Source organism: Pseudomonas wuhanensis, assembly GCF_030687395.1.
Classification (GTDB): Bacteria; Pseudomonadota; Gammaproteobacteria; order Pseudomonadales; family Pseudomonadaceae; genus Aquipseudomonas; species Aquipseudomonas wuhanensis.
This window is the reverse complement of record NZ_CP117430.1, coordinates 1,574,952-1,595,966: the sequence shown is the minus strand read 5'-3', so window position 1 is coordinate 1,595,966 and position 21,015 is coordinate 1,574,952. Positions and strand designations below refer to the sequence as shown.

The following is a 21,015-nucleotide window of genomic DNA, read 5'->3' as shown; positions in this document are numbered from 1 at the left end:
GAGCTGGCTTGCCTGCTCCCACAGGATCGTATTTAGTCAAAAAATTTTCGCCAATTCCCATAACAAGAAACCGGAGAACAACCATGTCGTTAAGCGTGTTCGACCTGTTCAAGATTGGCATCGGCCCCTCCAGCTCCCACACCGTCGGCCCGATGCGTGCCGCTGCGCGCTTCGCCGAAGGTCTGCGCCGTGAAGGGCTGCTGGCGGCAACCACCTGCGTCAAAGTCGAGCTCTACGGCTCGCTCGGCGCCACCGGTAAAGGCCACGGCAGCGACAAGGCTGTGTTGCTGGGCCTGGAAGGCGAACACCCGGATACCGTGGACACCGAAACCGTCGCCGCTCGCCTGCAAGAGATTCGTGGCAACGGTCGCTTGAACCTGCTCGGCGAACACAGCATTGCGTTCAACGAGAAAGAACACCTGGCGATGATTCGCAAACCGTTGGCCTATCACCCCAACGGCATGATCTTTCGTGCATTCGACGCGGCGGGCTTGCAAGTCCGCAGCCGCGAGTACTACTCGGTCGGTGGCGGGTTCGTCGTCGATGAAGACGCCGCGGGTGCCGACCGCATCGTTGAAGACGCCACGCCGCTGACCTTCCCGTTCAAAAGCGCCAAGGACCTGCTCGGTCATTGCAGCACCTACGGCCTGTCGATCAGTCAGGTGATGCTGACCAACGAAAGTGCCTGGCGCCCGGAAGCAGAAACCCGTGCCGGTTTGCTGAAGATCTGGCAAGTGATGCAAGACTGCGTCGCCGCCGGTTGCCGCAACGAAGGCATCCTTCCCGGTGGACTGAAGGTCAAACGTCGGGCTGCGGCGTTGCATCGGCAACTGTGCAACAACCCGGAATCATCGCTGCGCGATCCGCTGTCGGTGCTGGACTGGGTCAACCTGTACGCCCTGGCGGTCAACGAAGAAAACGCCAACGGCGGACGCGTGGTCACCGCGCCCACCAACGGTGCAGCCGGAATCATTCCGGCGGTGCTGCATTACTACATGCGCTTCATCCCCGGCGCCAACGAAGATGGTGTCGTGCGCTTCCTACTGACGGCCGCCGCGATCGGCATTCTGTACAAGGAAAACGCCTCGATCTCCGGCGCCGAAGTCGGCTGTCAGGGCGAGGTCGGCGTCGCCTGCTCCATGGCCGCCGGCGCCTTGTGTGAAGTGCTGGGCGGCACGGTGCAGCAGGTAGAAAACGCCGCCGAAATCGGCATGGAACACAACCTCGGCCTGACCTGCGACCCGATTGGTGGGCTGGTGCAAGTGCCTTGTATCGAGCGCAACGCCATGGGCTCGGTCAAGGCCATCAATGCGGTGCGCATGGCCCTGCGCGGCGACGGTCAGCACTTCGTCTCCCTCGACAAAGTCATCCGCACCATGCGCCAGACCGGCGCCGACATGAAAAGCAAATACAAGGAAACCGCCCGTGGCGGTTTGGCGGTCAACATTATCGAGTGCTGATGCGCGCATCTGCACTATTTTCAGGAGCTGGATATGTCCACCGAACAACTGTTGAAAACCCCGTTGCACGCACTGCACCTCGAACTCGGCGCCCGCATGGTGCCGTTCGCCGGCTATGACATGCCGGTGCAATACCCGCTGGGCGTGATGAAAGAACACCAGCACACCCGAGATCAGGCCGGGCTGTTCGATGTCTCGCACATGGGCCAGATCCGCCTGACTGGCGCCAACGCGGCCAAAGCCCTGGAAACCCTGGTGCCGGTGGATATCATCGACCTGCCAGTGGGCATGCAGCGCTACGCGATGTTCACCAACGAGACCGGCGGCATCCTCGACGACCTGATGGTCGCCAACCTCGGTAACGACGAACTGTTCCTGGTGGTCAACGCCGCCTGCAAGGATCAGGACCTGGCGCACTTGCGCAAGCACATCGGCGACCAGTGCACGATCGAGCCACTGTTCGAAGAGCGCGCGTTGCTGGCCCTGCAAGGCCCGGCCGCTGTCACCGTGCTCGCACGCCTGGCGCCAGAAGTTGCGAAGATGACCTTCATGCAGTTCGCCCGCGTGAAGCTGTTGGGCGTGGATTGCTTTGTCAGCCGTTCGGGCTACACCGGCGAAGACGGTTTCGAAATCTCCGTGCCGGCGGCCAATGCCGAAGCCCTGGCTCGTGCCCTGCTGGCCGAACCGGAAGTGGCGGCCATCGGCCTCGGCGCTCGCGACTCCCTGCGCCTGGAAGCCGGCCTGTGCCTCTACGGCCACGACATGAACACCGAAACCACCCCAATCGAAGCGAGCCTGCTGTGGGCCATCTCCAAGCCTCGACGTGCCGATGGCGCGCGGGCCGGTGGCTTCCCTGGCGCTGAAACCGTGTTCGCCCAGCAGCAAGCCGGTGTCAGCCGCAAACGCGTTGGCCTGCTGCCGCAGGAACGTACGCCGGTGCGCGAAGGTGCGGAAATCGTCAACGAAGCCGGCGACATCATCGGCAGCGTGTGCAGCGGTGGCTTCGGTCCGACGCTGGGCGGTCCTTTGGCGATGGGTTACCTCGACAGCGCTTATACCGTTTTGGAAACGCCGGTTTGGGCCATCGTGCGTGGGAAAAAGGTGTCTTTGCTTGTAAGCAAAATGCCATTTGTTCCACAACGCTACTATCGCGGCTGATTGAATGTTTCTATAAGTAACGCGGTTGCGTTAACAGTGCACTAATCTGTAACGCAACCGCCATAAAATAGTGCATACGTTTCGTTTATGAACGTTACTTATAACAATCGAAAACCAATGAACAACTCGATCGAATAAGCCTGCACTAGTGTGCCTGTTAACTGCCATCAAGCTGAGGAAATCCGGGCCTTCGCAGGGCTTGTTTTTTCTCCCGTAGTTGGCGTAGAGTTTGTTCACTGTGTTTGCATGGGTCGCTTGGAAATCGTGACCTGGGCAGTAGCCTACAAGTTAGCTACATCCCGTTCGACGTCTTCTTACTCTCCTGCAACCAGCCCCAGTACTCTTTCACGAGAAAGAGACTGTCATTCATTTTTGCGTCAAAGGAAATAAGAAATGTCCCAACGTCAGAGCGGTACCGTCAAGTGGTTTAACGACGAGAAAGGTTTTGGTTTTATCACTCCAGAAAGCGGTCCGGATCTGTTCGTGCATTTCCGCGCTATTCAGGGCAACGGCTTCAAGAGCCTGAAAGAAGGCCAGAAAGTGACTTTCGTTGCTGTACAAGGCCAGAAAGGCATGCAGGCTGACGAAGTACAAGCAGAAGCCTGATCTTCTGTAACGAAAAAGCCCCTGATACTGATATCAGGGGCTTTTTTGTGCGCGTAAATCCGTAAAATGACTTCTTTTCCGTTCAGAGGCTGCCATGTCGAAACACCTGCTCTACCCACAGGGCGACTTCCCCGCCGTCGGCCTGGGTCGTCGCCTGGCAGCGATGTTCTACGACTTCCTGTTATGCACCGCCCTGCTGATCGTCACCAGCGGCATTTACAAAATGATCCAGATGGCGATCATCGGCGAAGGCCAAATGCGTGCCTTGACCGACGCTGGCGCGCTGGACGGTGATCCGCTGCTATCGACGGTGCTGTTGTTCGTGCTGTTCGGCTTCTTCGCCAAGTTCTGGATCTGGTCGGGGCAGACGCTGGGCATGCAGGTCTGGGGCATCCGCGTGCAAAACGCCGATGGCTCATCCATTAGCCTGTGGCAGGCGCTGCTGCGCTTTGTGGTGTCGATCGCGTCCTGGCTATGCCTCGGGCTGGGGTTCTTCTGGTCACTGTTCGACAAGCAGAAACGCAGCTGGCATGACATCTACTCCAATACCCAATTGGTGCGGATCCCGAAGAAGACCCAGTAAATGTGGCGAGGGAGCTTGCTCCCGCTGGGGTGCGAAGCGCCCCCAAATGCGGCTGCTGCGCAACCGAACGGGAGCAAGCTCCCTCGCCACAACAGTTCTCGCCACAGTAAGTATCAGGCGTTGCCGGCCAGTTTCATCCGCGCCGCCTGGGTGAAATCAAGCATCCGCTTCAACGGCCGCACCGCCTGCGGAATCAACGCCGGATCAACAAAGATCTCGTTCGTGCCCTCGCGCAAGCTCTTCAGCGTGCGCTCAAGGGTGTTCATCGCCATCCACGGGCAATGCGCACAACTGCGGCAGGCAGCGCCGTTACCGGCCGTTGGCGCCTCGATAAAGACCTTGTCCGGGCACAGCTGCTGCATCTTGTAGAAGATGCCGCGATCGGTCGCGACGATCAGGGTCTTGTTTGGCAGACTTTGCGCAGCAGCGATCAACTGACTGGTGGAACCCACCGCATCGGCCAAATCGATGACTGCGGTCGGCGACTCCGGGTGCACCAGAATGGCCGCATCCGGGTACAGCGCCTTCATGTCTTCGAGCTGCTTGGCCTTGAACTCTTCGTGAACGATGCAGGCACCGTCCCATAGCAGCATGTCGGCACCGGTCTTGCGCTGGATATAAGTGCCCAGGTGCTTGTCCGGCGCCCAGATGATGGTTTCGCCGTTATCCATCAGGCTTTCGACGATTTCCAGCGCACAGCTGGAAGTCACCACCCAGTCCGCACGGGCTTTGACTGCCGCCGAAGTGTTGGCATACACCACCACCGTACGTTCCGGATGCTGATCGCAGAACGCCGAGAACTCGTCCACCGGGCAACCCAGGTCCAGCGAGCAGGTCGCTTCCAGGGTTGGCATCAGCACGCGTTTTTCAGGGTTGAGGATTTTGGCGGTCTCGCCCATGAACTTCACACCGGCGACCACCACCGTCTTGGCCGGGTGGGCATTGCCGAAGCGGGCCATCTCCAGAGAGTCGGAGACGCAGCCACCGGTTTCTTCGGCCAGGGCCTGAATGACCGGATCGCAATAGAAGTGGGCAACCAGCACCGCGTCCTGAGCCTTGAGCTCGGCAGCGATGGCAGTACGGTAATAAGCCTCTTCCTCGGCCGTCAGCGGTTTGGGCTGCTTGGCATCGAGGTGAGCTTGAACCAGAAGGCGTTCGGAAATCTGCGTCATGTTCGCAAGACCTGCAAGCGCTTTCGCGCGAAAGTCGAGTATACACCCGGCTCCGGACCCTTCGGGGTACCGCCGGGAGAGTGAGTATTCATCAGGCGTGGACAGCGTTGAAGCTGCGCAAGGCTACAGAATATCCCGTGGATGCAAAAGATGATTCTGACCTGCGTCACCCGGACTGAGTCGAGCTCAAATCGCGGGCAAAAAAAAACCCGGAAATCCTCACTTACGTGGGCCTTCCAGATTTTTTAAAATGGTGGGTCGTGTGGGATTCGAACCTACGACCAATTGGTTAAAAGCCAACTGCTCTACCAACTGAGCTAACGACCCGCTGTGTGGTGGCGCGTATAATACTGATTTTTAAGGACTATTCAACACCTAATTTGAAATAAATCAAAAATAAGGTGTTGGGTCAGTCACACCGGCCGCCGCGAAGCCTTCTGCACGCAGGCGGCAGCTATCGCATTTACCGCAGGCGCGGCCATTATCGTCCGCCTGATAGCAGGAAACGGTCAGCCCGTAATCGACGCCAAGCTTCACGCCAGCCTGAACGATCTGCGCCTTGCTCAGGTTCTGCAGTGGCGCCTGGATACGGAAGCCCTGCCCTTCTACCCCGGCCTTGGTCGCCAGGTTGGCCATGCGCTCGAAGGCTTCGATGAACTCGGGACGACAATCCGGATAACCGGAATAATCCACCGCGTTGACACCGATAAAGATGTCACGCGCGCCCAGTACTTCAGCCCAGCCCAGCGCCAGGGATAGAAACACCGTGTTGCGCGCCGGCACGTAAGTCACCGGGATGCCTTCACCCGGCGTTTCCGGCACATCGATGCTACTGTCGGTCAGGGCCGAGCCGCCTATACCGTTCAGGTTCAGGCCGATCACCTTGTGCTCGACCACACCCAAGTCTTGGGCGACACGTGCGGCGGCGTGCAATTCGGCATGCGACCGCTGACCGTAATCGAAGCTCATGGTGTAGCAGCTGTAGCCTTCGGCACGGGCCATGGCCACCACTGTCGCGGAGTCGAGGCCGCCAGACAGCAGGATGACCGCACGTTTTTCAGCAGTGTTCGTTTGTTCAGTCATTTCAGCGCCCCGGCTCGTCATTCCAAAGATATTTATGCAGCTGCAATTGCAGACGCACAGGCAGATTGTCCGCCACCACCCAGTCCGCCAGATCACGCGCGTTCAGGTCATGGTGGCTCGGCGAGAACAGGACTTCGCCGGCACGCTGATCCAGACCGTACTGAATCAGTTTGGACACGGCCCAGTCGTAGTCTTCCCGCGAGCAGATGACAAATTTTACCTGATCGTTAGGCGTGAGCAGCTCGATGTTCTCGTAGCGGTTGCGGTGTGCTTCTTTCGAACCCGGGGTTTTCAGGTCGACGACGCGACTGACCCGTGGATCGACCGCCGAGATATCCAGTGCGCCACTGGTTTCCAGCGACACTTCGTAGCCGGCGTCACACAACTGCTTGAGCAAGGGAATGGCATTCGGTTGCGCCAGGGGCTCGCCACCCGTGACACAAACATAACGCGGGCGAAAACCGGCCACTTGCTCGAGGATGTCATCGAGCGTGCGAATGGTGCCGCCAGTGAACGCGTAGGCGCTGTCGCAGTATTGGCAACGCAATGGGCAACCGGTCAGGCGCACAAAAACAGTGGGCAGCCCGGCAGTCCGCGTTTCACCCTGCAACGAGTAGAAAACTTCGGTGATTCTCAATGTGTCTTGCATAGTCGCCACGGGCGTAACAGCTAAACAGGCTGTCCGCCTCCGTCAGGCACTTCAAGGAACCTCGCCAACGCGCAGATCCCAAAAAGCGTGTTTCATAAAAAGGGCATGAATTCTAACGAAAAAACCCGCGACAAGCGCGGGTTTCTTCAAAACGGGTCAAGCTGCCCTTACATTTTTTGCAAGTCACGCTGCGCCAGCTGAGCGGCGGAAGTGCCCGGATATTGGGACACGACCTGCTGCAGAATGCCTTTGACCCTGTCGGTATGACCAAGGCGACGCTCTACATCAGCGAGCTTGTACAGCGAATCAGGCACTTTGGGGTGCTTGGGGTACAGCTGCGAAACCTTGGCAAAAGCCTGACCTGCACCTTGCAGATCACCTTTGGCCAGGTTCACTTCACCCAACCAGTACTGGGCGTTGCCCGCGTATTGGCTGTTCGGGTATTTGCGCAGGAATGCGGCGAAAGCCTGGCTGGCCTTGTCGAAATCCTTGGCCTTGATCAGGTCGAAGGCTGCATCGTAATACAGTTTTTCCTTCGCCGGATCAGCCGGTTCGCCACCTGCGGCAGGCGCTTGTGTGGAAGTGGCAGCAGCTGCCGCTCCCGCACCTGCGCCGGCTGCTGCACCGGGGGCATTCAAATTGCCACCGGTGGAAGAATTATCAGGAGTCGCGGCTGGTGCAACGCCGGTTCCTATGCGCCGATCAAGATCCTGATATCGCTCCAGGCTCTCTTGCTTCATGCGCGCTACATCATTTTGCAGTTCTTCGATCACACCCTGTTGGCGCGAGATCTGATCCTGCATCTGTTGCAGTTGGTTGAACAGCTGGCCCTGTGCCGAGACAGGGGCCGAAACCCCTCCCCCGGCATAGGCGCCGTTCGTACCGTAACCCGCAGGCGGATAACTACTCCCGCTATTGTTATAGCCGGAGTTGTCCTCGACCACAGGAACCGCAGCCCACACCGCAAGCGGTGCGAGGCTGAGAGCCAAAACAGTTACAGCACGACGGCACGTTCGCATGACGAATTACTTACGCAGTTCGACGCGACGGTTTTGAGCCCAGGACTGCTCGTCGTTGCCGGTAGCAACTGGACGCTCTTCGCCGTAGGAAACCAGTTCCAGCTGAGCTGGGGAAACACCTTGCAGTACCAGGTAGCGCTGAACGGCTTTCGCACGACGCTCGCCCAGTGCCATGTTGTACTCACGAGTACCACGTTCGTCGGTGTTGCCTTCCAGAACAACGCGAGCGCCGTTTGCTTTCAGGTCTTTGGCGTGAACGTCCAGAGCGCGCATGGCTTCTGGCTTCAGGTCCGAGCTGTCGTATTCGAAGTAGAAGGTGGTGATTGCGCGCAGAGCAGCTTCTTCGCTCAGGGAGCCGTCAACTGCACCAGTGTTAGCGCCGTAACCAGCGTTTGGATCTACAGCGCCTTCACCGGCGTTGTCGCCGCCTTTGGACGAGCAACCTACAGCTACAGCCATGGCCAGAGCCAGCGCAGCAAATTTACCAAACTTCAGCATTTCCATCGTGAAACTCCTAATGAACCCCAGTGTGTTAAGTACAACGTGTAGCGCCGCGTCAGTTCAGGTAAGGGGACCAGGACGGTTCTCTGACTTCGCCTTGTGCGGTAGGAAGCGGGAGCCTCACGCGTCCATTAATGGACACGAGCATCAAGACTCCCCGGCCCTGCTGGCGGGTGGCGTAGATTACCATGGTGCCGTTGGGCGCAACAGTAGGCGACTCGTCCAGAGTGCTATCAGTGAGGATCTTTACACTACCTCGCTGCAAATCCTGGGCCGCCACCTTGAAATTAGTGAAGCCTTCCTGACGATGGATCATCACCAGGGTCTTTTCATCGGCCGACAGTTTAGGGTTGGCGTTGTAGTTACCGATGAAGGTCACACGCTCCGCACCACCACCGCTTGCACTGGTTTTGTAGATCTGTGGCTTGCCGCCACGGTCGGAGGTGAAGTAGATGGTCGAACCATCCTTACCCCAGAACGGTTCGGTGTTGATGCCCTGACCGTTGGTGACGCGACTGATCTGACGCGAACCCAGGTTCATCACATAAATGTCCGGGTTGCCGTCTTTCGACAGTACGAACGCCAGGCGCTGACCATCCGGCGACCATGCCGGCGCACCATTCAGGCCTTCGAAGTTGGTGATCTGCTCACGGCGACCGGTGTCGATGTTCTGCATGAAAATGCGCGGACGCTTCTGCTCGAACGACACGTAGGCAATACGTTTGCCATCCGGTGCAAAACGCGGCGACAGGATTGGCTCGCGCGATTGCAGCAGTGTCACGGCACGGGCACCGTCATAGTCCGAACGTTGCAGCGTGTAGCGAGTGTTCTTCTCGGAGAACCGCTCGGCCGTCACGTACAGCAGGCGAGTCGAGAACGCACCTTTGATACCGGTGAGTTTCTCGAACGACTGGTCGGAGATGTAGTGCGCCATGTCGCGCAGTTGATCGACGCCGCCCGACACGCTGCCGGTCAGCACTTGCTGCTCGGTGGCAACGTTGAACAGTGCGTATTGAACCTGCAGGCGACCGCCCGCTGGAACGATGCTGCCGACCATAATGTACTGGGCGCCAACAGCCTTCCAGTCACGGAAAATGATTTCGCTCGCCTGGCTTGGCTGGCTGATCATGTTCTGCTTTGGAATCGGTGCGTAGTAACCCGAGTTACGCAGGTCGTTACCGATGATTTCGGCCATGTCATCCGGCAGCACGCTGCCGCCCTGGAAACCGAATGGCACTACGGCAATTGGAGTTGCCTGGGAGCTACCACTGCTGACCAGGATATTTTTTTCATCTGCCGTGGCCAGTCCTGCAAAGCAGAACATGACTACAAGCAGTCCTCGAAGAAGGTTTCTCACAAGGCTAGATCCTCAGGTGTGAATGTCATCTTGAATGAACGATAGGGTGCGAAATCAGCTGGCTTCAGACCCTGCATTTCGGTCAATCGACCAATATTTTTTACCGCCGCTACCGCTGAACTGTCGAACGGCACATCCCCACTGGAACGGGCAACCGATACACCGGAGATCGTTCCGTCAGGCAGCATGTTGATTTGCAGGATCACTTTCATGCCCTTGCGGGCCGACGGTGGCTGCGCCCAACCTTCAGAAGCACGCGAACGAATCAGGTCATCGAAGTTGCCGGCGACTTCGTCACCCTGCTCATCGGCCAAGGCCTGCTGACGCTGCGGCGTGTCGGAAAGCAAATCTGCCAGGGCCTGGGCCTTTTTGTCTTCGACGGATTTACGTGCCGCTTCCTGCGATTTTTTCTTCGCGGCATCGGCAGCAGCTTTCTTCTTCGCGTCTTCGGCGACTTTCTTCTTCGCCTCTTCAGCTTCAGATTTCTTCTTGGCGTCTTCGGCGGCTTTCTTCTTCGCGTCTTCGACGATCTTTTTCTTCGCTTCTTCAGCGGCCGCTTTCTTGGCCTCTTCTTCAGCAGCTTTCTTGGCTTCTTCTTCAGATTTCTTCTTGGCTATATCAGCCAATTGTTTCTCTTCGGCCTTTTTGGCTTCGGCGGTCTTCTTCGCTTCATCGGCTTTCTTGGCTTCATCAGCCTTTTTTGCCTCTTCCGCTTTCTTCGTCTCGTCGGCCTTCTTGGATTCTTCGGCTTTTTGAGCCGCATCTTCCTTCTTTTGTTCCGCGGCCTTGATCGCTTCCTGTTCGATCTTTTTCTGTTCCATCTGTTCGACTTCGGTCTGGCGCGCAGCAGATTTCTGCGCTTCACCCGCAATCTTCTGATTGGTCTGGGTGGTCGCCCGACTTTTCGATTTCAGCTGGTACAGGGTCGCCTGGACGATCGGCTTGGCCGGCGGCAGCTCCGGTGTGAAGGCGAAACTGACGAACAGCATGCCAAAAACCAGCACGTGCAAGACAATCGCCCAGACACTAGGCCAGAAGTAGCTTTCCGAGGCGGACGGCTCTCGCATTTGCTGCATCAGGGTGCCTCGGTAATCAAGCCAACATTACCGACCCCGGCCTTCTGCAACCCGCCCATCGCGCCCATGACGGAGCCGTAATCGACAGTCTTGTCGCCGCGAATGAATACCTGGGTACGCTTGCCGCCTTCAGTACCGGCGCGAATGATCTTGGTCACCGCGTCGGTCATTTGCGGCAAGGTCATGGCCTTGTCCTGCTGCTTTTCGGTGTCGACTTCGCTGCCAAGGTTCCAGTAGTAGGTCTTGTCAGACTTGATCGAAATGGTCAGGACCTGAGTGTTGTTGTCCTGCGGCAAGGCTTCGCTGGAAACCTTGGGCAGATCAACTTTCACGCCCTGATTGAGCATCGGCGCGGTCACCATGAAGATGACCAGCAGTACCAGCATCACGTCGATGTAAGGCACCACGTTCATCTCGGCAACCGGCTTGCGCTTTTTGCGAGCTCGAGCGATTAAAGCCATTGGAAATTACCTGCTTATTCTTCGCTGGTGTGCACTTTGCGGTGCAGGATCGCCTGGAATTCGTCGGCGAAGGTGTAGTAGCGGCCCAGCAGGGTTTCGCTGCGGGCAGCAAAACGGTTGTAGGCGATAACGGCCGGGATGGCGGCGAACAGACCGATCGCGGTAGCAATCAGTGCTTCGGCAATACCAGGGGCCACAGTGGCCAGGGTCGCTTGCTGGGCAGTTGCCAGACCACGGAAGGAGTTCATGATGCCCCAGACCGTACCGAACAGACCGATGTATGGGCTGACGGAACCGACGGTGGCGAGGAACGGCAGGCTCTGCTCGAGTTTTTCCTCTTCGCGGGAAATGGCCACGCGCATGGCACGCGCCACGCCTTCCATGACCGCTTCCGGGTCAACGCCTGACTGCTGACGCAGACGGGAGAATTCCTTGAAACCGGCACGGAAGATCTGCTCGACGCCCGAATCCGGATCAGGGTTGCTGCCGGCCTGACGGTAGAGCTTGGACAGGTCGATACCGGACCAGAAGCGCTCTTCAAAGCTCTCCAGGGCACGTCGACCGGCGCGCAGCAAGTTGCTGCGCTGAAAGATCATGATCCATGAGGTCACCGATGCGGCTACCAGGATCAGCATTACCAGTTGCACCACGATACTGGCATTGCTGACCAGGCTCCACATGGAGGAATGGTCGACGACGTTAGCTTCCACGCTTTATCTCCTGCTTTGAGTGTGTACCCGCGCCGCTCACGTCGGCAAAGGCCGCACGTAGAGCTTCGGGAATGGCCCGGGGTTTCAAACTGTTGGTGCGCACACAGGCCACCAGAAACTGCCCTTCGCAGAGCAGCACATTATCCGTAGCTCGCCTGACCTGCTGTTTGAAGCGCAGGCTGACCCGGTTCAATTCAATTACTTCAGCGCTTACCAGCAGTTCGTCGTCCAGTCGCGCCGGCGCGTGGTAACGCGCTTCGCTGGAATGCACGACGAACAACAGGTCCTCCCCTGCCAGCGCCGACTGGGCAAAGCCCAGCTCCCGGAGCCGCTCGGTTCGAGCCCGTTCCATAAACTTGAGGTAATTGACGTAATACACGATGCCGCCCGCATCGGTGTCCTCGTAATAAACGCGACAACGATGTGCGAACGGCTCAAGCCCGTTTTGCGCGCGCATACTCTAGTGCTTACTCCTCAGGTTGCCAATCCGGCCAGGCAACTGTTTTTCATTGATTCGCGGCTTTCTGGCGAAAGTACGGTCCTGGGACAGCACAAACCCGGAATAAATCAGCGCGCAAAGGTTACTAATCGTCCACGGCATCGAGGAACTCGTCTACCACGGGCATCTCGCCTAATCGTGACGGGATGTTTAAACCGAAGTGCAGGTACGCATGCCGAGTGACCACCCGCCCCCGCGGAGTGCGCATGATATAGCCCTGCTGGATCAGATACGGCTCCAGCACGTCTTCAATGGTGTGACGCTCTTCGCTGATCGCCGCCGCCAGACTGTCTACACCCACCGGCCCACCGTCGAACTTCTCGATCATGGTCAGCAGCAGGCGTCGGTCCTGATGGTCGAAGCCACGCTCGTCGACATCCAGCAGGTTCAAGGCCAGGTCGGCGATCGGCTTGGTGATGTGACCCTTGGCGCGAACCTCGGCGAAATCCCGGACCCGACGCAGCAAGCGGTTGGCGATCCGCGGCGTGCCACGGGCACGGCGGGCGATTTCGAAGGCGCCTTCCGGGTCCAGCGGCAAACCGAGAATGTTCGCCGAACGGCTGACAATCGTTGCCAGGTCAGCGGTGTTGTAGAACTCCAGACGCTGGACGATCCCGAAACGGTCGCGCAACGGGTTGGTCAGCATGCCGGCACGGGTGGTTGCGCCGACCAGGGTGAACGGCGGCAGATCGAGTTTGATCGAGCGCGCGGCCGGCCCTTCGCCGATCATGATGTCGAGCTGGAAATCCTCCATGGCCGGGTACAGCACTTCTTCGACGATCGGCGACAACCGATGGATCTCGTCGATGAACAGCACGTCGTGCGGTTCAAGGTTGGTCAGCAACGCCGCCAGATCACCCGGACGCTCGAGAACCGGCCCCGAGGTGCTTTTGATCGACACGCCCATTTCCTGGGCAATGATATTGGCCAGGGTGGTTTTACCCAGGCCCGGCGGGCCGAAAATCAGCGTGTGGTCCAGCGATTCATTGCGCCCGCGCGCGGCCTGGATGAACAACTCCATTTGCTCGCGAACGGTCGGCTGGCCAATGTATTCGGCCAGGCTGACGGGGCGAATCGCCCGATCCTGGACTTCCTCGCGGTCACGGGGACCACCCGTGGCGGCGATCAGACGATCAGCTTCAATCACTTAGATCATTCCCTTAAGGGCACGACGAATCATGTCTTCACTGCTCAAACCTTTCTCCTTGATCGCGGAAATCGCCTTGCTGGCCTCCTGCGGCTTGTAACCCAGGGAAATCAGCGCGCTGACCGCGTCATTTTCGGCGGTGGCGACCGGAGGCGCATCTGGCCCACCCGGCTGGTTTGGCACCAACGCGAACATCGCCGGCACGGTTTCCCAAGCCTTGAAGCGATCCTTGAGTTCCACCAACAAACGCTCGGCCGTCTTCTTGCCCACGCCCGGCACCTTGGTCAGCGCCGAAGTGTCCTGAGACTGCACGCAACGAACCAGTTCGTCGACCTCCAGGCTCGACATCAAGGCCAGCGCCAGTTTCGGCCCCACACCATTGAGACGGATCAGCTCGCGAAAAAAGTCTCGCTCGCGCTTGCCAAAGAAGCCATAGAGTAACTGCGCGTCTTCGCGTACGACCAAATGGGTGTGCAGGGTCAGCGGTTCACCGACCGACGGCAAGCGATACAGCGTGGTCATGGGTACTTCCAGCTCATACCCCAGACCGTTTACATCCAGAATCAGGTGCGGCGGCTGTTTCTCAGCCAAAGTGCCGCGCAAGCGTCCAATCACGTTTCAGATCCTTGAGCCTTGGCCAGATCAGTGCTGGCGACTGACAGAACAAGGGTTTTGCGCCGACAACACAGGCGCAAAACCCTCATTCCATAAAAAATGATTGCTGATGCTATCAGAGACGCAGGCGCCCGCCACGACTGCGTGCCGTACCCAGACCATGAGGCAACAGGCTGGACCGGGTGTGAGCGTGGCAAATCGCGATGGCCAGGGCATCCGAAGCATCGATTTGCGGCTTGCTGGTCAATTTCAGCATGTGCATGACCATCATTTGCACCTGTTCCTTGTTCGCCCCGCCGGTGCCGGTCACCGCCTGCTTGACCTGGGTCGCGGTGTATTCGGCGATTTCCAGGCTTTCCTCGGCACCGGCCACAATGGCTGCGCCACGGGCCTGGCCGAGTTTGAGGGCGGAATCGGCATTGCGCGCCATGAAGACTTTTTCGATGCCCATGGTCACCGGGCCGTAGGTCTGGATCACTTCACGCACGCCCCGATAGACGATTTGCAGGCGCTCATGCAGCTCGCCGGAGCCCGTGCGAATGCAGCCCGACGCCACGTACACGCAGCCACGCCCGGTATCACGTACCACGCCATAACCGGTGATACGCGAACCGGGGTCGATTCCAAGAATTAAAGTCATAACGCCTGCGGGTTAGGTAAGAGCACGATATTCAATACAGCGAATAACAAATGTGGGAGCTGGCTTGCCTGCGAAGGCGCAGGCACATCAAACAATGATGTAGCCTGACACGCCGCCATCGCAGGCAAGCCAGCTCCCACACTGAATCTTAGTCGCCCTTATCCGAGCTGTGCGGCCACCGACTCCGGAATGTCGGCGTTGGAATACACGTTTTGCACGTCGTCCAGGTCTTCAAGCATGTCGATCAGCTTCAAAACTCTCTCGGCGCCTTCCAGGTCCAGTTCGGCACTGGTGGTCGGCAGCATGACGATTTCCGCGTCATCGCCCTTGAAGCCTGCGGCCTCCAAAGCGTTGCGCACGGAATAGAAGCCGGCGAACGAGGTGAAGACGTCGATCGAACCGTCCTCGTGAGTCACCACGTCATCGGCGTCGGCTTCCATGGCCGCTTCCATCAGCGCATCCTCATCCACGCCTGGCGCGAAGGAAATCTGCCCCTTGCGCTCGAACAGGTAGGCCACCGAACCGTCGGTGCCAAGGTTACCGCCGCACTTGCTGAACGCATGGCGAACAGCCGCTGCGGTGCGGTTGCGGTTGTCGGTCATGCATTCAACCATCACCGCCACACCGCCCGGGCCGTAACCTTCGTAGGTCAGCTCGACCATGTCGTCGGTATCGGCAGCACCGGCACCACGAGCAACCGCGCGGTCGATGATGTCGCGGCTCATGTTCGCACCCAGCGCTTTATCCAGCGCCAGACGCAAACGCGGGTTGGAGCCCGGATCAGCGCCGCCCTGACGAGCAGCAACCGTCAGTTCACGAATCCACTTGGTGAAAATCTTGCCCTTCTTGGCATCCTGACGTTCTTTGCGGTGCTTGATGTTCGCCCACTTGGAATGACCCGCCATAACTCGCTCCGAATTCTCTTTGAAACATTGCCCGCCACGCCATGATGCGCCAGCCAGCAAATAAAAATCTCGACCATTGTATAAAGAAAGGGCGCATCCGAAGAGGCGCCCTTCTGGTCAGCCTTACTCAGCTTTAGGCGTTTCGCGCAGTCGAATGTGCAGTTCGCGCAATGCCTTGGCATCCACCAGACCCGGTGCCTGAGTCATGACGCAGGCAGCGCTCTGGGTTTTCGGGAAGGCGATCACTTCACGGATCGACTGGGCGCCGGTCATCAGCATCACCAGACGGTCCAGACCGAAGGCCAGACCACCGTGCGGCGGCGCGCCGTATTTCAGGGCGTCGAGCAGGAAGCCGAATTTCTCTTCCTGTTCCGCTTCGCTGATACCCAGCAGACGGAACACCGACTGTTGCATTTCCTTGCGGTGGATACGGATCGAACCGCCACCCAGCTCGGTGCCGTTCAGGACCATGTCGTAGGCACGGGACAGCGCGGTTGCCGGACTGGCTTCCAGTTCTTCCGGGGTGCACTTCGGCGCGGTGAACGGGTGGTGCAAGGCGGTGAAGCTGCCGTCGTCGTTCTCTTCGAACATCGGGAAGTCGACGACCCACATCGGGGCCCATTCGCAGGTCAGCAGGCTCAGGTCGTGACCAACCTTGATCCGCAGCGCGCCCAGGGCTTCGCTGACGATCTTGGCTTTGTCGGCACCGAAGAACACGATGTCGCCATCGACCGCACCGACGCGATCCAGGATCACGTTGAGGTTGGCCTCCGGGATGTTCTTGACGATTGGCGACTGCAGACCTTCGACGCCTTTGGCGCGCTCGTTGACCTTGATGTACGCCAGGCCCTTGGCACCGTAGATGCCGACGAACTTGGTGTAGTCGTCGATCTTGCTGCGCGGCATGCTTGCTGCGCCTGGAACGCGCAGAGCGGCAACGCGGCATTTCGGGTCGTTGGCAGGACCACTGAACACCTTGAAGTCGACTTCTTTCAGTTGATCGGCAACGTCAACCAGTTCCAGCGGGTTACGCAGGTCCGGCTTGTCGGAACCGTAACGACGCATGGCCTCTTCAAAAGTCATGTGCGGGAAGTCGCCGAATTCCAGACCCAGCACTTCCTTGAACAGGTTGCGGATCATTTGTTCGGTGATGCCCATGATCTCTTTTTCATCGAGGAAGCTGGTCTCGATGTCGATCTGGGTGAACTCCGGCTGACGGTCGGCGCGCAGATCTTCGTCGCGGAAGCACTTGGCGATCTGGTAGTAACGGTCGAAGCCGGCGACCATCAGCAGCTGCTTGAACAGCTGTGGCGATTGCGGCAAGGCGAAGAAGCTACCTGCGTGAGTACGGCTCGGCACCAGGTAGTCGCGAGCGCCTTCTGGCGTGGCGCGAGTCAGAATCGGCGTCTCGACATCGAGGAAGCCGTTCTCGTCCAGGAAGCGACGGATGCTGGTGGTCATGCGCGAACGCAGACGCAGCTTCTCGAGCATTTCCGGGCGACGCAGGTCGAGGAAGCGATAACGCAGGCGGGTTTCTTCGCCGACGTCGGAGAACTCGTTGAGCGGGAACGGCGGGGTTTCCGCTTCGTTCAATACTTCCAGCTCGTAGCCCAGCACTTCGATCATGCCCGACGCCATGTTGGCGTTAGTGGCACCGGCCGGACGCAGGCGAACCTTGCCGGTGATCTTGACCACGTATTCGCTGCGTACGCGATCGGCGGCGGCGAAGGATTCAGCGCGGTCCGGGTCGAACACCACCTGGGCCAGACCGTCACGATCACGGATATCGAGGAAAATCACCCCACCGTGGTCACGACGACGGTGGACCCATCCGCAAAGGGTAATTTCCTGGCCTTCCAGGCTTTCGTTCAGTTGGCCGCAATAATGGCTGCGCATCATGGTAGTGGTTTCACTTCTCGTAATTCGAAATTCGGTTGGAGGTCTTGCCGCCCCCCCGCACTTAAATAAAGGTGCCGGATGATGCAAGAGCTCGCGCGTGTCATTCAGCCCGGGCGCTAGACCCTAGTCAGCTTTGTCGCCACCGGCCAGATTTTTCTTGGAACCGGTCTTGAAGTCGGTTTCGTACCAGCCGGTGCCGCTGAGGCGGAAGCCCGGCATGGACAGCATCTTTTTAAGCTCTGGCGCCTGGCAGGCAGGGCAGTCGACCAACGGTGCTGCGCTGATCTTTTGAATGGCTTCCAACTGATGACCACAGGAAGCACATTGATAGTCGTACATCGGCATGGGGGTTGTCTCGGCGATCAGATTGCTACCGCGCATGCTGGGCTTTGCGGCAAAGGGCGGGATTATATCCATTAAATGCAGCCTGTGCAGCCGTAAGACTGCACAGACCGACACTCGACCCGATCCATCGCCAACCGCTAAGCCATGGCGAGGCAATTTCCCTCCTTCAAGCTGTGCACGACGCAGACAACCCGCACCAGCCCGGTGAAGTTCTTCACACCGCCATGACGCAAATGCACTTCGCGATCCACGTGGGACAACAGCGTACTGACCGAGCAGCGATTGACCTTGGCCATATCACCCAAAATATCCCAATAGACCTGCTCAAGCCGCAAACAGGTGGCAAAGCCATTCAAACGCACTGACCGGGATAATGGCTGGGCCAGGCCCATATCGAATTCGCTGACTAATAAATCAATCCTTACGTCCTTGAGTGGACCGACCCTCCCCTCGTCTCGCCTGTCTTCATGAACCATACCGTTGACACTCCTTTGCCATCCTTGCTGCTTATAAGAGTCATATTCCGTTTCCTTATAAAAGCGCAGGCGCACAGGCATATCCAGATGACTTTTTGCCCATCAACGTAGGATAAGCCAACAACGGAGAGGGGATCATGGAGCACGTCCTAGGCCGGACGTTTTCCCACAAATGCTGACGCAACATCACTCGATGAAAAGGCAAAAGATCCGAGGAACACTGCGCGCGAACAACACTCAGCAAGCGTCATCTGCACAGCGGCCAAAAGGAAGCACCGCTGGACCGCCTGATTTGAGTAGCCGCGGGCTTTGCTGTTAAATAGGCAGTGTGTCGCTACCGCCTATTTTCCGGGGGTTGCGCATAGGCTGATACCCGGTACGTGTCCAACGCCTCTTATTGTTCTGAAGCGAACCGTGCTCCATCAGCTCTTCCTTGTGATCCGTCTTAACGTGAGTTAATCGAAATGTTGAAAATCGTCCACCTGCTAATGGGCGCAGCAGCCCTGCTGCTGTCCTTCATCCCTAGCCTGCGATCCGAAGCGGTACCTTACCTGCAACAACCCGATGCGCTGTACCTGGCCTTTTTCGGCCTGCTCAACCTCACCCTTGCACCTGTTATTCCTTACTGGAACAAAGGTCCGCGTCACCAACTGCAAAACCTGGTCAGCGCCTTGCTGGTTCTGGCTGTCGTGCTGCAAACCCTGACGCTGATCGCCCCGATGCCTGTCATCGCCGGTCAACCTGCCGTTCTGTTCAGTCTGGTCGTTGCCCTGATCGCCATTTTTCTGCACCTGGCCGTCAGTTTCTACAAATCTTCACCGGCCGCCGCCTCGCCAAGCTATGACATGAGCAACCGCGATACTGGCACCGTTAAATGGTTCAACACCTCCAAGGGCTTCGGCTTTATTTCCCGTGATTCCGGTGATGATATTTTCGTGCACTTCCGGGCCATTCGCGGTGAAGGCCACCGCGTTCTGGTGGAAGGCCAGCGCGTGGAGTTCTCTGTCATGAACCGTGACAAAGGCCTGCAAGCCGAAGATGTGATCGCCGCCCTGCCGCGTCGCTGACTCCAAGGCTAAAAAAAACCGCGAACAGCCCAGGCTGTTCGCGGTTTTTTTATGATTTGCTTTTCAGTAATGTGGCGGTGGCGCCTCTTCTTCGAAGGACTCGAACTGGCCGACCATTTCTTCCTGCCGCTTGATCAGCGCCGTCATTTGCAGTTGCAGGCGCTCAACCGCATGTTGCTGCGCCGCCAGCACATCGTTCAATGTCTGGATGGTGTCATCCTGAAACGCCAACTGGCTTTCCAGATCGGTAACGCGTTCTTCCAGGCTCATGACTCAACCCTCCAGAAATGTGAAGTCATCGGTCAACACCAGACGCAGCCGCTCGCGAATCGTCGCGATCTGCTCTGGACTGTAGGGTTTGGCCGGCTGTTTGCCCCAGACCGGAGCTGGCCAGGCGGCGTCCTCACGCTTGCGCACAATCACATGCATGTGCAACTGACTGACGACGTTACCCAGAGCCGCGACGTTCAACTTGTCCGCGTCAAACGAGTCCTTGAGGATTTCCGCCAGCTCAGTCGTTTCCCGCCACAGCTGCTGTTGATCTGCGCCATCCAACTGAAATATTTCACTGATATCCTCGCGGCGTGGCACGAGGATGAACCACGGGTAGTTCGAATCATTGGACAACAACAGCCGACAGAGCGGGAAATCGCCGATCGGCAACGTGTCTTGTTGAAGTCGTGGATCTAAAGCGAACACAGCGCACACTCCCCTCTGGTCATCTTTTTTCAGCTTAGCGCCCCTACCGAAAGACGGCGCACCAAGCGACAGGACGGCAGCATACCTGCGAACGCCAAGCGCTTCACGACGAACTGCCGCCTGCAGCGTCCTCCGGGCGCCCCGACATAAGCCATTTTGATCAGGCATGCACCATGACAGAACCAGCCACCGCACAAAAAATGGCGAAATGACCGATAAACAACGGGCTGTTCGATTCGATCACAAAACGACACTGTATGAATTCGGTACAGCAATTGAAATTTTTTGCACCAAAACCGCACAACGCGTCTACGCTCAGTGCGTCAGCATCCGCTAACTACTCACTGGCGGGGTGAACCGGTAACGTTTTTGGTTGTCGCCCCCACTGGTTCGATGTGGTAAACACGATGCGAAGCATGGCGTCAAGCTCAAGTAAAACGAGCTTGAACCCCCCGGTTTTATGGGGTTTTTACAGCAGCAGGCAGGCCTTTGAAAAAAAACAGCAACAGAATTCCGATTTGTGCACGCTTGTTGCATTCACACCTATATCGTCTATAAGGCGTCTGCTGGAAGTGGAAGCCTTAAGGCCAATAAAAACAGTGGCAGGATTGCCCGATGGAGATTCAAGTGCAGGACCAGGGACTCTTTTTTACCGATGCTCAAGTCATGGAAAACAACGCTGAAGTTGTCAGTCCGATTGCGTCGGGATTGTGAATTTGCGACATCTACCCAGCCATTTGCGACAGGGTCGTAAAGAAGCTGAAAGGTTAGATGCGCAAGTATCGCCAACATGGTCGGCGTGATATAAGTTTGCGCCGACACAAAAAGAAAGAGCCGCCCGGATAATAAAACAGGCGGGACGGCAGTACTCTTCTAAAAACCAAAGGA

General features: G+C 57.9%; 24 protein-coding genes and 1 tRNA gene. 5 read left to right on the top strand and 20 right to left on the bottom strand.

The features are described from left to right. Window positions 1-83 precede the first annotated feature (83 nt). The 4 genes from PSH88_RS07320 to PSH88_RS07305 all read left to right on the top strand — a co-directional run bounded on the left by PSH88_RS07320 (window position 84) and on the right by PSH88_RS07305 (window position 3,807). Window positions 84-1,460 carry an L-serine ammonia-lyase gene (locus tag PSH88_RS07320; protein WP_305425567.1) on the top strand — a complete coding sequence of 459 codons (1,377 nt, stop codon included), beginning with the start codon at window positions 84-86 and terminating at the stop codon, window positions 1,458-1,460. 33 nt (window positions 1,461-1,493) lie between these two features. Continuing rightward, on the top strand, window positions 1,494-2,618 hold the full coding sequence (gcvT, locus tag PSH88_RS07315) for a glycine cleavage system aminomethyltransferase GcvT (protein ID WP_305425566.1): 1,125 nt from the start codon (window positions 1,494-1,496) through the stop codon (window positions 2,616-2,618). Between the two features lie 393 nt (window positions 2,619-3,011). Beyond that, the gene (locus PSH88_RS07310) at window positions 3,012-3,224 is read left to right on the top strand and encodes a cold-shock protein (protein WP_003175786.1); all 213 of its coding nucleotides are present in this window, start codon (window positions 3,012-3,014) and stop codon (window positions 3,222-3,224) included. Between the two features lie 94 nt (window positions 3,225-3,318). Continuing rightward, window positions 3,319-3,807 carry an RDD family protein gene (locus tag PSH88_RS07305; protein ID WP_305425565.1) on the top strand — a complete coding sequence of 163 codons (489 nt, stop codon included), beginning with the start codon at window positions 3,319-3,321 and terminating at the stop codon, window positions 3,805-3,807. A 113-nt stretch (window positions 3,808-3,920) separates the two neighbouring features. On the opposite strand, the gene nadA is transcribed toward PSH88_RS07305, so the two are convergent. From nadA to PSH88_RS07215, 18 genes are all read right to left on the bottom strand, one after another. Continuing rightward, window positions 3,921-4,979 carry a quinolinate synthase NadA gene (gene nadA / locus PSH88_RS07300; protein WP_048395651.1) on the bottom strand — a complete coding sequence of 353 codons (1,059 nt, stop codon included), beginning with the start codon at window positions 4,977-4,979 and terminating at the stop codon, window positions 3,921-3,923. Between the two features lie 251 nt (window positions 4,980-5,230). Further along, window positions 5,231-5,306: transfer RNA gene (locus tag PSH88_RS07295), tRNA-Lys, on the bottom strand. Window positions 5,307-5,369: 63 nt separating this feature from the next. Further along, window positions 5,370-6,062, bottom strand: a complete 693-nt coding sequence (queC, locus tag PSH88_RS07290; protein WP_305425563.1) for a 7-cyano-7-deazaguanine synthase QueC — start codon at window positions 6,060-6,062, stop codon at window positions 5,370-5,372. Between the two features lies 1 nt (window position 6,063). After that, on the bottom strand, window positions 6,064-6,711 hold the full coding sequence (queE, locus tag PSH88_RS07285; RefSeq protein ID WP_008072914.1) for a 7-carboxy-7-deazaguanine synthase QueE: 648 nt from the start codon (window positions 6,709-6,711) through the stop codon (window positions 6,064-6,066). A 167-nt stretch (window positions 6,712-6,878) separates the two neighbouring features. Beyond that, window positions 6,879-7,730 carry a tol-pal system protein YbgF gene (gene ybgF, locus PSH88_RS07280; RefSeq protein ID WP_305483499.1) on the bottom strand — a complete coding sequence of 284 codons (852 nt, stop codon included), beginning with the start codon at window positions 7,728-7,730 and terminating at the stop codon, window positions 6,879-6,881. A gap of 6 nt (window positions 7,731-7,736) precedes the next feature. Further along, window positions 7,737-8,234 carry a peptidoglycan-associated lipoprotein Pal gene (gene pal / locus PSH88_RS07275; protein ID WP_003178634.1) on the bottom strand — a complete coding sequence of 166 codons (498 nt, stop codon included), beginning with the start codon at window positions 8,232-8,234 and terminating at the stop codon, window positions 7,737-7,739. Window positions 8,235-8,286: 52 nt separating this feature from the next. Next, the gene (tolB, locus tag PSH88_RS07270) at window positions 8,287-9,555 is read right to left on the bottom strand and encodes a Tol-Pal system beta propeller repeat protein TolB (protein WP_305425562.1); all 1,269 of its coding nucleotides are present in this window, start codon (window positions 9,553-9,555) and stop codon (window positions 8,287-8,289) included. A 29-nt stretch (window positions 9,556-9,584) separates the two neighbouring features. Beyond that, window positions 9,585-10,664, bottom strand: coding sequence for a cell envelope integrity protein TolA (gene tolA / locus PSH88_RS07265; RefSeq protein WP_305425560.1), 1,080 nt, complete (start codon window positions 10,662-10,664; stop codon window positions 9,585-9,587). Continuing rightward, entirely contained in the window at window positions 10,664-11,116 is a 453-nt protein-coding gene (gene tolR / locus PSH88_RS07260) for a protein TolR (RefSeq protein ID WP_162556275.1), read from the bottom strand. The genes tolA and tolR overlap by 1 nt, the downstream gene beginning before the upstream one ends. Window positions 11,117-11,139: 23 nt before the next feature. After that, window positions 11,140-11,835, bottom strand: coding sequence for a protein TolQ (tolQ, locus tag PSH88_RS07255; protein WP_007897030.1), 696 nt, complete (start codon window positions 11,833-11,835; stop codon window positions 11,140-11,142). Beyond that, a complete protein-coding gene (gene ybgC / locus PSH88_RS07250) occupies window positions 11,825-12,292 on the bottom strand; it encodes a tol-pal system-associated acyl-CoA thioesterase (protein ID WP_007933231.1) in 468 nt (155 codons plus the stop codon). Before ybgC ends, tolQ begins: the two co-directional genes overlap by 11 nt. A 127-nt stretch (window positions 12,293-12,419) precedes the next feature. Then, window positions 12,420-13,481 carry a Holliday junction branch migration DNA helicase RuvB gene (gene ruvB / locus PSH88_RS07245; RefSeq protein WP_008006678.1) on the bottom strand — a complete coding sequence of 354 codons (1,062 nt, stop codon included), beginning with the start codon at window positions 13,479-13,481 and terminating at the stop codon, window positions 12,420-12,422. Beyond that, entirely contained in the window at window positions 13,482-14,096 is a 615-nt protein-coding gene (gene ruvA, locus PSH88_RS07240; RefSeq protein ID WP_038981959.1) for a Holliday junction branch migration protein RuvA, read from the bottom strand. Between the two features lie 115 nt (window positions 14,097-14,211). After that, window positions 14,212-14,736: a crossover junction endodeoxyribonuclease RuvC gene (gene ruvC / locus PSH88_RS07235; RefSeq protein ID WP_007897036.1), complete on the bottom strand. Its 525-nt coding sequence runs from the start codon at window positions 14,734-14,736 to the stop codon at window positions 14,212-14,214. Between the two features lie 158 nt (window positions 14,737-14,894). Next, window positions 14,895-15,641 (bottom strand): YebC/PmpR family DNA-binding transcriptional regulator, encoded by a 747-nt coding sequence (locus PSH88_RS07230; RefSeq protein ID WP_305425557.1) that lies wholly within the window; start codon window positions 15,639-15,641, stop codon window positions 14,895-14,897. 123 nt (window positions 15,642-15,764) lie between these two features. Beyond that, the gene (aspS, locus tag PSH88_RS07225) at window positions 15,765-17,540 is read right to left on the bottom strand and encodes an aspartate--tRNA ligase (protein WP_305425556.1); all 1,776 of its coding nucleotides are present in this window, start codon (window positions 17,538-17,540) and stop codon (window positions 15,765-15,767) included. Window positions 17,541-17,663: 123 nt separating this feature from the next. After that, complete coding sequence (locus tag PSH88_RS07220) at window positions 17,664-17,885, bottom strand: FmdB family zinc ribbon protein (RefSeq protein ID WP_010457489.1); 222 nt, start codon at window positions 17,883-17,885, stop codon at window positions 17,664-17,666. 137 nt (window positions 17,886-18,022) lie between these two features. Further along, on the bottom strand, window positions 18,023-18,361 hold the full coding sequence (locus PSH88_RS07215) for a ribbon-helix-helix domain-containing protein (RefSeq protein WP_305426954.1): 339 nt from the start codon (window positions 18,359-18,361) through the stop codon (window positions 18,023-18,025). A gap of 464 nt (window positions 18,362-18,825) precedes the next feature. Here PSH88_RS07215 and PSH88_RS07210 point away from each other — a divergent pair, with 464 nt between their 5' ends. Continuing rightward, on the top strand, window positions 18,826-19,428 hold the full coding sequence (locus PSH88_RS07210) for a cold-shock protein (protein ID WP_038981954.1): 603 nt from the start codon (window positions 18,826-18,828) through the stop codon (window positions 19,426-19,428). 63 nt (window positions 19,429-19,491) lie between these two features. On the opposite strand, the gene PSH88_RS07205 is transcribed toward PSH88_RS07210, so the two are convergent. Both PSH88_RS07205 and PSH88_RS07200 read right to left on the bottom strand, forming a co-directional pair. Then, window positions 19,492-19,698 (bottom strand): SlyX family protein, encoded by a 207-nt coding sequence (locus PSH88_RS07205; protein ID WP_305425555.1) that lies wholly within the window; start codon window positions 19,696-19,698, stop codon window positions 19,492-19,494. A 3-nt stretch (window positions 19,699-19,701) separates the two neighbouring features. Next, window positions 19,702-20,127 carry an HIT family protein gene (locus PSH88_RS07200; RefSeq protein WP_305425554.1) on the bottom strand — a complete coding sequence of 142 codons (426 nt, stop codon included), beginning with the start codon at window positions 20,125-20,127 and terminating at the stop codon, window positions 19,702-19,704. Window positions 20,128-21,015 lie beyond the last annotated feature (888 nt).

What these genes read in the sequence shown, in the direction of transcription:
- PSH88_RS07305 (WP_305425565.1), top strand. Translation starts at nt 3,319, where the DNA reads ATGTCGAAACACCTGCTCTACCCACAGGGCGACTTCCCCGCCGTCGGC.
- tolB (WP_305425562.1), bottom strand. Translation starts at nt 9,555, where the DNA reads ATGTTCTGCTTTGCAGGACTGGCCACGGCAGATGAAAAAAATATCCTG.
- gcvT (WP_305425566.1), top strand. Translation starts at nt 1,494, where the DNA reads ATGTCCACCGAACAACTGTTGAAAACCCCGTTGCACGCACTGCACCTC.
- nadA (WP_048395651.1), bottom strand. Translation starts at nt 4,979, where the DNA reads ATGACGCAGATTTCCGAACGCCTTCTGGTTCAAGCTCACCTCGATGCC.
- PSH88_RS07215 (WP_305426954.1), bottom strand. Translation starts at nt 18,361, where the DNA reads ATGGTTCATGAAGACAGGCGAGACGAGGGGAGGGTCGGTCCACTCAAG.
- PSH88_RS07210 (WP_038981954.1), top strand. Translation starts at nt 18,826, where the DNA reads ATGTTGAAAATCGTCCACCTGCTAATGGGCGCAGCAGCCCTGCTGCTG.
- ruvC (WP_007897036.1), bottom strand. Translation starts at nt 14,736, where the DNA reads ATGACTTTAATTCTTGGAATCGACCCCGGTTCGCGTATCACCGGTTAT.
- PSH88_RS07220 (WP_010457489.1), bottom strand. Translation starts at nt 17,885, where the DNA reads ATGCCGATGTACGACTATCAATGTGCTTCCTGTGGTCATCAGTTGGAA.
- pal (WP_003178634.1), bottom strand. Translation starts at nt 8,234, where the DNA reads ATGGAAATGCTGAAGTTTGGTAAATTTGCTGCGCTGGCTCTGGCCATG.
- PSH88_RS07320 (WP_305425567.1), top strand. Translation starts at nt 84, where the DNA reads ATGTCGTTAAGCGTGTTCGACCTGTTCAAGATTGGCATCGGCCCCTCC.
- tolA (WP_305425560.1), bottom strand. Translation starts at nt 10,664, where the DNA reads ATGCAGCAAATGCGAGAGCCGTCCGCCTCGGAAAGCTACTTCTGGCCT.
- PSH88_RS07310 (WP_003175786.1), top strand. Translation starts at nt 3,012, where the DNA reads ATGTCCCAACGTCAGAGCGGTACCGTCAAGTGGTTTAACGACGAGAAA.
- PSH88_RS07205 (WP_305425555.1), bottom strand. Translation starts at nt 19,698, where the DNA reads ATGAGCCTGGAAGAACGCGTTACCGATCTGGAAAGCCAGTTGGCGTTT.
- ybgC (WP_007933231.1), bottom strand. Translation starts at nt 12,292, where the DNA reads ATGCGCGCGCAAAACGGGCTTGAGCCGTTCGCACATCGTTGTCGCGTT.
- ybgF (WP_305483499.1), bottom strand. Translation starts at nt 7,730, where the DNA reads ATGCGAACGTGCCGTCGTGCTGTAACTGTTTTGGCTCTCAGCCTCGCA.
- queE (WP_008072914.1), bottom strand. Translation starts at nt 6,711, where the DNA reads ATGCAAGACACATTGAGAATCACCGAAGTTTTCTACTCGTTGCAGGGT.
- PSH88_RS07230 (WP_305425557.1), bottom strand. Translation starts at nt 15,641, where the DNA reads ATGGCGGGTCATTCCAAGTGGGCGAACATCAAGCACCGCAAAGAACGT.
- aspS (WP_305425556.1), bottom strand. Translation starts at nt 17,540, where the DNA reads ATGATGCGCAGCCATTATTGCGGCCAACTGAACGAAAGCCTGGAAGGC.
- queC (WP_305425563.1), bottom strand. Translation starts at nt 6,062, where the DNA reads ATGACTGAACAAACGAACACTGCTGAAAAACGTGCGGTCATCCTGCTG.